Origin of the sequence: Kribbella sandramycini (assembly GCF_013131805.1) — a bacterium.
GTDB lineage: Bacteria > Actinomycetota > Actinomycetes > Propionibacteriales > Kribbellaceae > Kribbella > Kribbella sandramycini.
Map to the genome: position 1 here is coordinate 150646 of NZ_JABJRC010000005.1, position 12331 is coordinate 162976.

The following is a 12331-nucleotide window of genomic DNA, read 5'->3' on the forward strand; positions in this document are numbered from 1 at the left end:
CCTACGCGCGCCAGCGATAGCGGCGTTCCGGACGGCCTGTCGCGCCGTACCGCAACGCAACCGCCGCTTGCTCCCGCGTGCAGAAGAACTCCAGGTAGCGGCGCGCGCTGACCCGGGAGAGCCCGACCTGCTCCGCGCACTCGGCCGCTGACAGGCTGTCGGCGCCGCGCAGCGCAGTCGCCACCAGGACGGCGGTCTCCTGGCTCAGCCCCTTCGGCAGCCGATTCGCCGGCGGCCGGGACGGCGTCAGCACCCGATCGACGTCCGCCTGGCTGGTCACCTGATCGGGGACGCTCGCCCGCTGCCGCACGTACTGCTGCAACCGAGATCGCAGATCCTCGAAACCGAAGGGTTTCAGCAGGTAGTTCACGACCCCTTGCCGGACGGCGCCGCGGACGGCGTCCGCCTCCCGCGCGGCCGTGATGACCAGGATGTCGCAGTCGGGCTGCTCGGCGCGCAGCCGGCCGATCAGCTCGATCCCGAAGATATCCGGCAGGTAGAGGTCGAGCAGGACCAGATCCGGCCGCAGTTCGCGGATCGCGGTCAGCGCCTGCTCGCCGGAGTTCGCCGTCCCGACGACCTCGAATCCGTCCACGCGGTCCACGAACCCGCGGTGGATCCGGGCGACCATGAAATCGTCGTCGACCACCAGGACCTTGATCATCTCGCCCCCTCGGGCAGCGGCTGAACCGACATCCGCGCGACGAACGCCGCGCCGCCGTCGGCCAGGTTGGTGACCGCGACCTCACCGCCGCGGCGCCGGCAGATCAGCCGGATCATCGCCAGCCCGATCCCGCGCTCGCCCCCGGCGGCGGCCTTCGTGGTGAAGCCGTGCGCGAAGACCTCCTGGGCGAGCTCGGGCGCGACGCCGGGCCCGGAGTCGCGGACCTCGATCTCGACGCTGCTCGCGTCCTGGCGCAGCTCGACCTCGACCCAGGCGGGTGACAGCGGCGTCCCGGACTGCGCAGCGGCGTCGACTGCGTTGTCGACCAGATTGCCGACGACGGTCGCGACGTCCGCGGAGAGCTCGGGCGACAGGCGTTGCAGGGTGGTGCGTTCGGAGACCCGCAGCTCGACTCGGCGCTCGGCCGCGACACTCGACTTCGCCATCAGCAGCGCCGCGACGGCGGTGTCGTGAACGCGGCGGGTGACGGTCAGGTCGAGCGACTCGCGGTAGCGGTTGAGGGCCCCGACGTACGTGACGACCTCGTCGTACTCGCCGATCTGGATCAGGCCGGAGATCGTGTGCAACTGGTTTGCGAACTCGTGGGTCTGCGCGCGGAGCAGTTCGGCGGATGAGCGGAACAAGCCCAGCTCCCGCTCCAGCTGGGCCAGCTCGGTCCGGTCCCGGAGCGTGGTCACCGAGCCGAGCGAGCGGCCGTCCTTGGTCACGTGCATCCGGTTCATCACGAGCACCCGGCCGCGGCGGACGACGACGGCGTCCCGGGTGTCCTCGTGTTCGCCGGCGAGAACCTCGAACAACCGGCCGACAATGTTCAGCTCGCGGAGGCTGCGCCCGACGGCGTCCGCGGGCAGGTCGAGCAGGCGACGGCCGACGTCGTTGACCAGCGTCACGCGCAACTGTGGGTCGAGGGCAACGACTCCTTCGGCGAGCCCGTAGAGCATCGCCTCGCGATGTTCGGCCAGGCCGACGATCTCCCGCGGTTCGAGGCCGAGAGTCTGGCGTTTGATGCGCCGGGCAAGCATCCAGGAGCCGAGAAGGCCCAGCAGGCAGGCGATCCCGAGATAGATCGCCAGGTACGACGATGCCCCGCGCAACCGTTCGAGGACGGACGGCACCCGCTCGCCGACCATCACGGTGCCGATCCGGGCGCCCAGCGAGCCGTCCTCGGTGTCCTGGCTGAGGACTGGGATCTGGGCGACCAGCTCCGGCTCGGCGTCCACCCGCAACTCCCCTGACCAGCCACGGCCCTCCGTGACACCGGGATCACCCAAGGTGATCGGACTCCCGATCGCGGTCGGGTTGGTGGCCGCGATGATCTTGCCGCGCGTGTCCGCGACCGTGATCGAGGTGACGCCGGACTGGATCAGCGTCGTCTGTAGCAGCGGCGCCAGCACCTCGGCCGGGGCCGGATGCCGAATCCCGAAGCGGAGCGTCTGATTCCCGGCCAGTTGCTCGGCGAGCGCGGTCACCCGGCGGCCCTCGACCCGGTTGAACGTGGCCGCCGATTGGGCCAGCGAGACCGCGGCGACGGCGACCAGCACCACCACCACGATCGCCAGCTGCAGCACCAGCAGCTGGCCGGCCAGGGTCGGCCGCTTCCCGATTCGCAATGCCACGGCCGCATGATCACCGCTGGAACCGGTCCGAGGCCACCCCTCGACGCGAAACGAGTCGTGACCACAATGAACTCAACCTCCGCTGCGGTCACAACGCAGACGGCGGACCGCCCGCCCAGCCACGATCTCGACCACATCCCCTGTGTGAAAGGACTCCGCTGATGAGGTTCAAGGTGTGGATTGCGGCGGTGGCGCTGGTGGGGGTCAGCGCCTGTGGAGCGACGGCGGAGAAGGGCGATTCCGCGAACACCGGCAGTGACAAGCCGGTCACCGGGCTACGGCTGATGGTGCCGAACACGGCCGGCGGCGGGTACGACACGACGGCGCGGGTCGCGGCGAAGGTCCTGGACGACGCGAAGATCGCGACCGGTGTCCAGGTGTTCAACCTGCCCGGCGCGGGCGGGACGGTCGGCCTGCAGCGGACCGTCAACGAGAAGGGCAACGGCAAACTGGCCCTGCAGATGGGGCTCGGCGTGGTCGGGGCGACGTACACCTCGAAGTCGAAGGCGACGCTGACCCAGACGACGCCGCTGGCCAAGCTGATCGAGGAGGCCGGGGCGATCGTCGTCCCGAAGGATTCGCCGTACCGGACGATCGGCGATCTGGTCAGCGCGTGGAAGGCGAACCCGAAGTCGTTCGCGGTCGGCGGCGGCTCGTCGCCCGGCGGGCCGGACCACCTGTTGCCGATGCAGCTCGCGCAGGCGGTCGGCATCGATCCGAAGCAGGTCAACTTCATCTCGTACGACGGCGGCGGCGAGCTGCTGCCCGCGTTGCTCGGCAACAAGATCGCGTTCGGCGCCAGCGGTTTCGGTGAGTTCCTCGACCAGGTGGCGAGCGGGCAGCTGCGGGTGCTCGCGGTGACGAGTGAGCAGCCGGTCGACGCGCTGAAGGACGTGCCGACGCTGAAGGGGTCGGGGATCGACCTGGTCTTCACCAACTGGCGCGGGATCGTCGCGCCGCCGGAGATCAGCGCCGCCGACAAGCAGCTATGGATCGACGCGCTGACCCGGATGCACGATTCGGAGCAGTGGAAGGCCGAGCTGACGAAACACGGCTGGACGGATGCCTTCGTCACCGGTGACGCGTTCGGGACGTTCCTGGCCGAGCAGGACAAGGCGGTCGCCGATGTCCTGACCAAGCTGGGTCTGGCGGCGTGACCGGGGCTGTCGCCCGGTCCGACAAAGCGCAGTACGGCGTCTGCGGGTTTCTCGCGATCGTCGGCGGCCTGGTGATCGCCGACGCGCTGCGGATCCAGCACATTGCCAACAGCACCGATCCGATCGGCCCGAAGCCGGTGCCGATCGTGCTCGGCGTGCTGCTGCTCGTGGTCGCCGTCCTGTACGCCGTCGACGTCGCCCGCGGCGGGACCGGCGAGGCCGAGGGCGGTGAGGACGTCGACCCGACGTCTCCCGTCGACTGGCGGACGGTCGGGCTGCTGATCGCGGCGTTCGCGGTGAACCTGGTGCTGATCGAACCGGCCGGATGGGTGATCAGCGGAGCGGTGCTGTTCTGGGGTTCGGCGTACGCGCTGGGGAGCCGGAACCACCTGCGCAACCTGGTGATCGCGGTCGGGTTGTCGCTGACGACGTTCTATTTGTTCGCGATCGGGCTCGGCGTCAACCTGCCGGCCGGCGTACTGCAAGGGATCTTGTGATGGACCTGCTGAACGGTTTCGCCGATGTGCTGACGCCGATGAACCTGCTGCTCGCGCTGCTCGGCGTGACGGTCGGGACGGCGGTCGGCGTCCTGCCGGGGATCGGGCCGGCGATGACGGTCGCGCTGCTGCTGCCGATCACCTACGGGCTGGAGCCGGTGCAGGCGCTGATCCTGTTCGCCGGGATCTTCTACGGCGGCATGTACGGCGGGTCGACGACGTCGATCCTGCTCAACACGCCGGGCGAATCGGCGTCCGTGGTGACGGCGATCGAAGGCAACAAGATGGCGCGCTCCGGACGCGCCGCCCAGGCGCTGGCGACGGCGGCGATCGGGTCGTTCGTGGCCGGCACGATCGGGACGCTGCTACTCGCGCTGGTCGCGCCGCAGGTGGTCAAGTTCGCGATCAGCCTCGGGGCGCCGGACTACCTGGCGATCATGTTGCTCGCCTTCGCCGGGGCGACGTCGGTACTCGGGTCGTCGCGGATCCGCGGGATCGCGGCGCTGCTGCTCGGGTTGGTGATCGGGCTGGTCGGGATCGACAAGGTGACCGGGCAGCAGCGGCTGACGTTCGGCGTCCCACAGCTTGCCGACGGCATCGATGTCGTGGTGGTTGCGGTGGGCATCTTTGCGGTCGGCGAGGCGCTCTGGGTGGCCGCGCACCTGCGACGGACGCCGGGCACCGTCATCCCGGTCGGGCGGCCGTGGATGGGCCGCGCGGACTGGCGGCGGTCGTGGAAACCCTGGCTGCGCGGGACGGCGTACGGGTTCCCGATCGGGGCGCTGCCGGCCGGCGGGGCGGAGATCCCGACGTTCTTGTCCTATGCGACCGAGAAGAAGCTGTCGAAACATCCGGAGGAGTTCGGCCACGGCGCCATCGAGGGCGTCGCCGGGCCGGAGGCGGCCAACAACGCCTCCGCCGCGGGCACGCTCGTCCCGATGCTCGCCCTCGGCCTCCCCACCAACGCCACCGCCGCCGTCATGCTCGCCGCCTTCACCTCCTACGGCATCCAGCCCGGCCCGCTGCTCTTCCAGCGCGAATCCCGCCTGGTCTGGGCCCTCATCGCCAGCCTCTTCATCGGCAATCTGATCCTCCTCCTGCTCAACCTCCCCCTCGCCCCCGCCTGGGCCAAACTCCTCCAGATCCCCCGCCCCTACCTCTACGCCGGCATCCTCTTCTTCGCCTCCATGGGCGCCTACGCCGTCAACGCCCAACCCCTCGACCTCGTCCTCCTGCTCCTCCTAGGCCTCCTCGGCTTCACCCTCCGCCGCTTCGGCCTCCCCGTCCTCCCCCTCATCATCGGCGTCATCCTCGGCCCCCTCGCCGAACGCCAAGCCCGCCTCGCCCTCCAACTCTCCAACGGCCACCCCCAAGGCCTCCTCGGCGGCCCCCTCTCCTACCTCATCTACGCGCTGATCCTCGCCCTCCTCCTCTGGCCCCTCATCTCCAAACGCCTCCCCACCCACACCAAACAACCCGCCTGACCCTGGTCACCTGCTCCAACGACAGGAGGTAGTTCCCCCAGCACGCCCGCCGCCCCCCTCTCCCCAGCCGCACACCCATCACCCACCGCCCCCACCTCCTGTCCTTATCGCCGCAGGCCTCCACGTTTGGTGGGCCGACCCACCAAACGCCGGAGGCTCCGCCGGGGTCGGCATATCCGCCGGCCCACGCTGAGCACGTCGGCAGTTGCCTCCGCGCGACATCTCGCCGCCTGCCTCTTGGCGCACCGACCAACGGGTAAAGGTGACGCTCGGCTCCCCGCCGCCCTCCGTAGCCCACCAGCCTGACCGGGCTACTACCCGTTCGTCGGTCCGCCTGGCGCGGCGCCCGGCGGCGCGGTTATCGCGAGTCAACGGGTGCGGTAGGTGGTTAGGTGGCGACGCGGGTCACGGCGTCGGCGGGCCTGCGGGCTGCTCAGGGGCACCAACCGACACCCGCCGCGAAGCAGCACCCATCCGCACCCCGCCTACCAAGGCGACCACCACCCCCGTCCACCACACCACCCCGCGTCAACCACAGCCAGGACGTCCAACGAGCTGCGGCCGCGCCGGAGGCGCCAACAGGCAGCCGCCGCGGAGCGGTGTCCTTTCGCGGGTTAGCGGGTGCGGTAGGTGGTTAGGAAGGTGGCGAAGCGGGTCAGGGCGTCGGTTAGTTGGTCTTTGTGGGGGAGGGTGACGATGCGGATGTGGTCGGGGGTGGGCCAGTTGAAGCCGGTGCCTTGGACGATGAGGATCTTTTCGGTGCGGAGGAGGTCCAGGACGAGTTGGCGGTCGTCTTTGATGGGGTAGACGGCGGGGTCGAGGCGGGGGAAGACGTAGAGGGCGCCTTTGGGTTTGACGCAGGTGACGCCGGGGATCTGGGTGAGCAGGTCGTAGGCGGTGTTGCGTTGTTCCAGGAGCCGGCCGCCGGGGAGCACCAGGGGTTTGATGGATTGGTGGCCGCCCAGGGCGGTGGCGACGGCGTGCTGGGCGGGCATGTTGGCGCACAGCCGCATGTTGGAGAGGATCGTCAGGCCCTCGAGGTAGCTGGTGGCGTGGTGTTTGGGGCCGCTGACGGCCAGCCAGCCGCAGCGGTAGCCGGCTACCCGGTAGGCCTTGGAGAGGCCGTTGAAGGTGAGCGTGAGGACGTCGGGCGCCAGCGACGCGAGTGGGGTGTGGGTGGCGTCGTCGTAGAGGATCTTGTCGTAGATCTCGTCGGCGTAGAGGATCAGGCCGTGCCGGCGGCAGATGTCGGTGAGGGCGACGAGCAGGTCGTGGTCGTAGACGGCGCCGGTGGGGTTGTTCGGGTTGATCACGACCAGGGCTTTCGTCCGGTCGGTGATCTTGGCTTCGATATCGGCCGGGTCGGGCATCCAGTCGGACTGCTCGTCGCAGTGGTAGTGCACGGCCTTCCCGCCGGCCAGCGCGACGGCCGCCGTCCAGAGCGGGTAGTCGGGCGCCGGGATCAGCACCTCGTCGCCGTCCTCCAGCAGCGCCTGCACCGCCATCTGGATCAGCTCGGAGACCCCGTTGCCGATGTAGACGTCCTCGATGTCGAGCTGCACGCCCCACGGCTGATAGTGCTGGACGACGGCGCGCCGCGCGGCCGGCAAACCCTTCGCGTCGCCGTACCCGTGGGCATCGGCCAGGTGCCGGACGATGTCCTCCAGGATCTCCGGCGGGCACTCGAACCCGAACGCGGCCGGGTTCCCGGTGTTGAGCTTGAGGATCTTGTGCCCGGCCGCCTCCAGCCGCTGGGCCTCCTCGAGCACCGGCCCCCGGATCTCGTAACAGACGTTCGCAAGTTTCGACGACTGCAGCACGGCCATGCCCTTTAGGGTAACCGCGCCAACTTCTCCCACCCGTGCTGCGTCTGAACTGCTGCTCGGCCACTGGGGCCGGGCGCCTGGGGAGGGAAGAGCAATGAAGAAGCTGGGGCGAGTGCTGGCGGGTGCCGCGGCGGCGGCGATCGTGAGCACCGTGGTCGCGGTGACGCCGAGCAGCGCGGCCGGGCCGAGCTACAACTACCAGTGCTGGGGCTGGGCGAAGGACCACTGCAATGTGGCGGTCCAGGCGCCCAAGGGCTGGAAGTTCACCCAGCTCGACCAGTTCGAGGCCAAGTTCACCAAGGGCACGAACCAGCTGCTCCGCGTGGACGGCATCTACGCGAAGGTGAGCCCGAAGGCCCAGGTCGCGCGGAAGACCGCCGCGCTGCGGAAGGTCCCGGGCCTGAAGATCCTGTCGCAGTACCACGGCGTCGAGCGGTCGACGATCCCCGGCAACGCGCCGAAGGTCGTCTACTACGACGTCAAGTACAGCTACACCGACGGCGCCCGCGGCTACCGCGTCGTCACCACCCGGTACGCCGACACCCTGGACGGCGGCAATCGCGCCTACGTCGAATTGACCGTCGGCGGCCGGCTCCAGGACCAGGCCGAGCTCCAGCAGGTGCTGCGCAAGGCGACGCAGACGGTGACGCTGGTCGGGTAACTTCGCTCCATGAAGCTGATCGGGGACGACGTGCCGGTCGCCGCGGCTCGACGGATCGCGCTGGTAGCGCAAGGATTCGCGAGCGGGCGGCCGGTAGGTCGGCTCGACGTCCGGCAGTTGCGCCGGGCGATCGCGGAGGCCGGCGTCCTGCAGGTCGACGCGGTCAACGTGCTGACCCGCGCCCACTACCTGCCGCTCTTCTCCCGCCTCGGCAACTACTCCCGCGACCGCCTGGACCAGCTCAGCTGGGGCCCGGATCGCGAGCTCTTCGAGTACTTCTGGGCGCACAAGGCCGCCTTGTTGCCCTTGGCCTACTTCCCACTGCTCCAGCACCGAATGCGCGCCGCCGAGCAGCAGGACTGGAGCATCGGCTCAGCGCCCTGGTCGGTGGTCATCGGGATGCAGCGACTCCAGAAAGACCGCCCCGGGTTCGTCGAGCGGGTGCTGGCCACGATCGCCGAGCGCGGCCCGCTGACCGCAGGGCAGATCGCCCCGGACGACGTACGCCGCAAGCGCACCGACCCCGATCCGGACCCGGGCACCGGCAAGATGTGGAACTGGCAGGACGCCAAGATCGCCGTCGAGTACCTGTTCGCCGCCGGCCAGGTCACCGTCGCCGGCCGGAAGAACTTCGAGCGCCGCTACGACCTGACCGAGCGCGCCCTGCCGGCTCCGGGCCCGGAGCCCGACGACCCGCAGCACGAGCTGATCCGGATCGCCGCCCGCGGTATCGGGATCGGCACCGCCGCCGACCTCTGCGGCGCCCGCGGCCACTACAAGTTGCCGACAGCCACTGCCCGGCGCATCGTCGCCGAGCTGACCGAAGCCGGTGAGCTGATCCCCGCCAAGGTCGAGGGCGTCAAACAGCAGTCCTACCGCTGGCACGAGGCAACCGACCGCCCGGTCGACACCCGCGCCCTGATCTCGCCCTTCGACCCGCTGATCTGGAACCGCGACCGCACCCAGCACTACTTCGACTTCTTCTACCGGATCAGCATCTACACCCCAGCAGCAGAACGCATCCACGGGTACTACGTGCTCCCGTTCCTCCTCGGCGACCGACTGGTCGCCCGCGTCGACCTCAAGGCCGACCGCGCCACCTCGACCCTGCTAGTCCCCACCGTCACCGCCGAGCCCGGCGCCCCCGACTTCACCGAGCCCCTGGCCGCCGAGCTCAGGCTGATGGCCGACTGGCTCGGCCTGGAGAACGTCAGCGCACCGAACGGACTTTGCTGACCAGCACGCCGGCCACCGCGGTGACCACCCCGGACAGCAGGTAAAGCACCGGATACCCGCCGAAGTGTTTGACGATCGGCGCGGCGATCACCGGCGCGATCACCTGTGGGAACGAGTTGGCGATGTTGATCACGCCGAGATCCTTGGCCCGGTCCCGCGCATTCGGCAGGACTTCGGTGATCAGCGCGAAGTCCACGGACAGATAGACGCCGAACCCGATCCCGAGGACGACCGCGCCGGTGATCGCCCCCGGCCAAGTCGGCCAGACCGCCAGGATCACCCCCGCGACCCCCATCACCAGCCCGGAGCCGATCACGAAGATCTTCCGCCGGCCGCTCCGGTCCGACCAGCTGCCGAAGATGATCGCGGTGATCAGCACGCAAACGCTGTAGATCGCGGTCAGGATCAGCACGGCGGTGGCCGCGTCCGGGACGCCGACCTCGTCCTGCAGGTAATAGAACAGGTACAGCAGCCCAAGCGAGTTCCCCACGTTGAACAGGAACCGCGTCAACCACGCCCAGCCGAAATCCGGATACCGCCGCGGGCTCACCCAGAAGCCACGCACGAACCCCCGCAGGACGAACGGCGGCGGCGCGACCGCAAGCGGGGTGTCGCGCCCCCGCAGCACATAAGGCAGTACCGACAACACGAAGAACACCGCACAAGCGACGTACCCGAACCCGATGCCCCCGGCAACCGTTGCCAACGCCGTCCCGACCAGCGCGCCCGGGACCTGCGCGACGGCGACCCAGCCGCCGACCACCCCACGCTGATCGACCGGCACCCGGTCCGGCACGGTTGCCGTCTGCGCCGCCAGGACGGCGTTGCCGAACAGCTGCACCAGACACCAACCCACCAGCATCAGCGCAACCCCCTGCGCGCCGGCGAGCACCAACAGGCCGGCCGCAGCCCCGAGCGCGCCGCCCAAGGTCCACGGCACCCGCCGCCCGAACCGGGACGTCGTCCGGTCCGAGACGGCGCCGAAGATCGGCGCGGCGACCACTGACACCGCCGCGCCGATCCCGGTGACCAGCCCGAAGACGAACTCCTTGTTCCCCGGCGCGACCGCCTCCGACTGCTTCGCCAGCAGCACCTGGATCGGCCCGAACCACGCGGCGAACACCCCGACGTTGGCCAGTACGACGGCCGCCGTCCACCCGGCCCGGACCCGATCCGTGGGTTCGGCGAGCGCCTCCGAGGTCATCCCCGATGCTGCGCGATCACGTCGCGAAGCCAGTGGTACGACGCTTTCGGCGTCCGCTCCAGCGTCTCGAAATCGACGTGCACGAGCCCGAACCGCTGCGAGTACCCGGCCGCCCACTCGAAGTTGTCGAGCAGCGACCACTGGAAGTACCCGCGGACGTCGGCCCCGTCGTCGATTGCCGAGCGCAACGACCGCAGATAGCCATCCAGGTAAGCGATCCGGCGCTGGTCGTCCACCACGCCGTCGACCGGTACGTCGTTGATCGCACACCCGTTCTCGGTGATGTAGATCGGCGGCAGCCGATCGCCGTACCGCTGCTTGAACGTGCGCAGGATCTCGCCGAACGCATCCGGCACGATCGGCCAGCCGAAATCGGTCCGGTCGTAGCCGGCCAGCTCCTTCGGCTCGAACGGCAGCCCCGGGGGCAACGGAATCCCATCGGTGGCAGCGGTGTCGGCCTCGCCCGTCGCGGCGCCGACCGAGGCCGGCGCGTAGTGGTTGATGCCGAACCAGTCGAGCGGTGTCGAGATCACCTTCAGGTCGTCCTCGACCGGCCCCGGCATCGCAGCCTCGAACCCGGACGGGTACTTGCCGAGCAGAACCGGATCGGCGAACAGCCAGTTGATCAGGTTGTCGTAGAGCCCGGCCGCCTCGACGTCCGCGGCGCTGTCACTGGCCGGCCAGGTCGGCGCGTGGTTCGACGCGATGCCGATGTTCTGCGCGCCACCGGCCCGCAATGCCTGGACGGCGCGGCCGTGGGCCAGCAACTGATGATGGGCCACCGGCAGCGCGTCGAACATCAACTGTTTGCCCGGGGCATGCGCTCCGAGCGAGTAGCCCATCAGCGTGATCACCATCGGCTCGTTGATCGTGATCCACATCGGCACCCGGTCCGCGAACCGGGCGGCCAGCATCGACGCGTAGTCCGCGAACCGGTCGGTGATGTCGCGGGACAGCCAGCCGCCCGCGTCCTCCAAGGCCTGCGGGGTGTCCCAGTGGTACAGCGTCGGCGCCGGCTGGATACCGGCGCCGAGCAGCGTGTCGATCAGCCGGTCGTAGAAGTCCAGCCCGGCGGCGTTCCCCGGGCCGGTCCCGTCCGGCTGAATGCGCGGCCAGGAGAACGAGAACCGGTACGTGTCGACGCCGAGCTCCCGCATCAGCGCGACATCCTCGGCGTACCGGTGGTAGTGGTCGCAGGCGACCGCACCGGTCTCGCCGTTCAGCACGCGGCCGGGCTCGGCGCAGAACGTGTCCCAGGTCGAGGGACCGCGGCCGCCTTCGGCCACGGCCCCTTCGATCTGGTACGCCGAGGTCGACACACCCCAGCGGAATCCAGGCGGAAAGGAAAGCTCAGCTGTCACTCGCATCGTCCTCATCGGGTTTGTCCTGCGCCGGCTCGGCCTTCTGCACGATCACCGCGGTCCCGTAGGCCGCGACCTCGCTCATCGTGTTCGCGATCTCGGTGCAGTCGAACCGCATCGCGAGGATCGCGTTGGCGCCCATCTGCTGCGCCATCTGGCACATCCGCATCACGGCGACGTGCCGCGACTCGGCCAGCATCTGCGTGTACTCCGGAACCTCACCGCCGCCCAGCGACCGGAAGCTGGCGGTGAAGTTCGAGCCGAAGTCCCGGCTCCGGACGGTCAGCCCGAAGACCTCGCCGAACACCTTCTCCGCGGTGTACCCGGGCAGGTCGTTCATGGTCGAGACCAGCACCGGGTACGGCGACCCCTGCGGAGCCACGTGCGGAGCGTTCTGCGGCGCCGTCTGGTAGTTGCCCGGCGCCTGCCCGTACCCCGGAGCCGGCTGGCCGTAGCCCTGCGGCGGCGGCCCCTGCTGGTACCCCTGCTGCGGCGGCGGGCCCTGGTAACCAGGAGGCGGACCCTGCTGGTAACCAGGCTGCTGCGGCGGCTGTGTGTATCCCTGATGGGGCTGATTCGGGTTCGGAGGGAAGTTCTGCGTCAT

At 69.6% G+C, this 12331-nt stretch carries 11 protein-coding genes; 5 read left to right on the top strand and 6 right to left on the bottom strand.

Translation table 11 applies throughout. The features are described from left to right. Nucleotide 1: 1 nt before the first annotated feature. Nucleotides 2-664 carry a response regulator gene (locus tag HPO96_RS21370; protein WP_171675290.1) on the bottom strand — a complete coding sequence of 221 codons (663 nt, stop codon included), beginning with the start codon at nt 662-664 and terminating at the stop codon, nt 2-4. Continuing rightward, the gene (locus tag HPO96_RS21375) at nt 661-2301 is read right to left on the bottom strand and encodes an ATP-binding protein (protein WP_202886258.1); all 1641 of its coding nucleotides are present in this window, start codon (nt 2299-2301) and stop codon (nt 661-663) included. Before HPO96_RS21375 ends, HPO96_RS21370 begins: the two co-directional genes overlap by 4 nt. Before the next feature lie 161 nt (nt 2302-2462). On the opposite strand from HPO96_RS21375, the gene HPO96_RS21380 reads away from it, so the two are divergent. The 3 genes from HPO96_RS21380 to HPO96_RS21390 are packed head-to-tail and all read left to right on the top strand — an operon-like array spanning nt 2463 to nt 5439. Then, entirely contained in the window at nt 2463-3458 is a 996-nt protein-coding gene (locus tag HPO96_RS21380) for a Bug family tripartite tricarboxylate transporter substrate binding protein (protein WP_171675291.1), read from the top strand. Next, nucleotides 3455-3955 carry a tripartite tricarboxylate transporter TctB family protein gene (locus HPO96_RS21385; protein WP_171675292.1) on the top strand — a complete coding sequence of 167 codons (501 nt, stop codon included), beginning with the start codon at nt 3455-3457 and terminating at the stop codon, nt 3953-3955. Before HPO96_RS21380 ends, HPO96_RS21385 begins: the two co-directional genes overlap by 4 nt. Further along, nucleotides 3955-5439, top strand: a complete 1485-nt coding sequence (locus HPO96_RS21390; protein WP_171675293.1) for a tripartite tricarboxylate transporter permease — start codon at nt 3955-3957, stop codon at nt 5437-5439. Before HPO96_RS21385 ends, HPO96_RS21390 begins: the two co-directional genes overlap by 1 nt. A 614-nt stretch (nt 5440-6053) precedes the next feature. Here HPO96_RS21390 and HPO96_RS21395 read toward each other — a convergent pair. After that, the gene (locus HPO96_RS21395) at nt 6054-7265 is read right to left on the bottom strand and encodes a pyridoxal phosphate-dependent aminotransferase (RefSeq protein WP_171675294.1); all 1212 of its coding nucleotides are present in this window, start codon (nt 7263-7265) and stop codon (nt 6054-6056) included. Nucleotides 7266-7359: 94 nt separating this feature from the next. Between HPO96_RS21395 and HPO96_RS21400 the strand changes: the two genes are divergently transcribed. Beyond that, a complete protein-coding gene (locus HPO96_RS21400; RefSeq protein ID WP_171675295.1) occupies nt 7360-7926 on the top strand; it encodes a hypothetical protein in 567 nt (188 codons plus the stop codon). 9 nt (nt 7927-7935) lie between these two features. Next, on the top strand, nt 7936-9162 hold the full coding sequence (locus tag HPO96_RS21405) for a winged helix-turn-helix domain-containing protein (protein WP_171675296.1): 1227 nt from the start codon (nt 7936-7938) through the stop codon (nt 9160-9162). Here the strand turns inward: HPO96_RS21405 and HPO96_RS21410 are convergent. Genes HPO96_RS21410 through HPO96_RS21420 form a run of 3 tightly spaced genes read right to left on the bottom strand, consistent with a single transcriptional unit; the run spans nt 9137 to nt 12331 of the window. Further along, nucleotides 9137-10366, bottom strand: a complete 1230-nt coding sequence (locus HPO96_RS21410) for an MFS transporter (RefSeq protein ID WP_171675297.1) — start codon at nt 10364-10366, stop codon at nt 9137-9139. The two genes, HPO96_RS21405 and HPO96_RS21410, sit on opposite strands and share 26 nt — an antisense overlap. Further along, complete coding sequence (locus tag HPO96_RS21415) at nt 10363-11727, bottom strand: GH1 family beta-glucosidase (RefSeq protein WP_337796746.1); 1365 nt, start codon at nt 11725-11727, stop codon at nt 10363-10365. The genes HPO96_RS21410 and HPO96_RS21415 overlap by 4 nt, the downstream gene beginning before the upstream one ends. Then, entirely contained in the window at nt 11717-12331 is a 615-nt protein-coding gene (locus HPO96_RS21420) for a YbjQ family protein (protein ID WP_171675299.1), read from the bottom strand. The genes HPO96_RS21415 and HPO96_RS21420 overlap by 11 nt, the downstream gene beginning before the upstream one ends.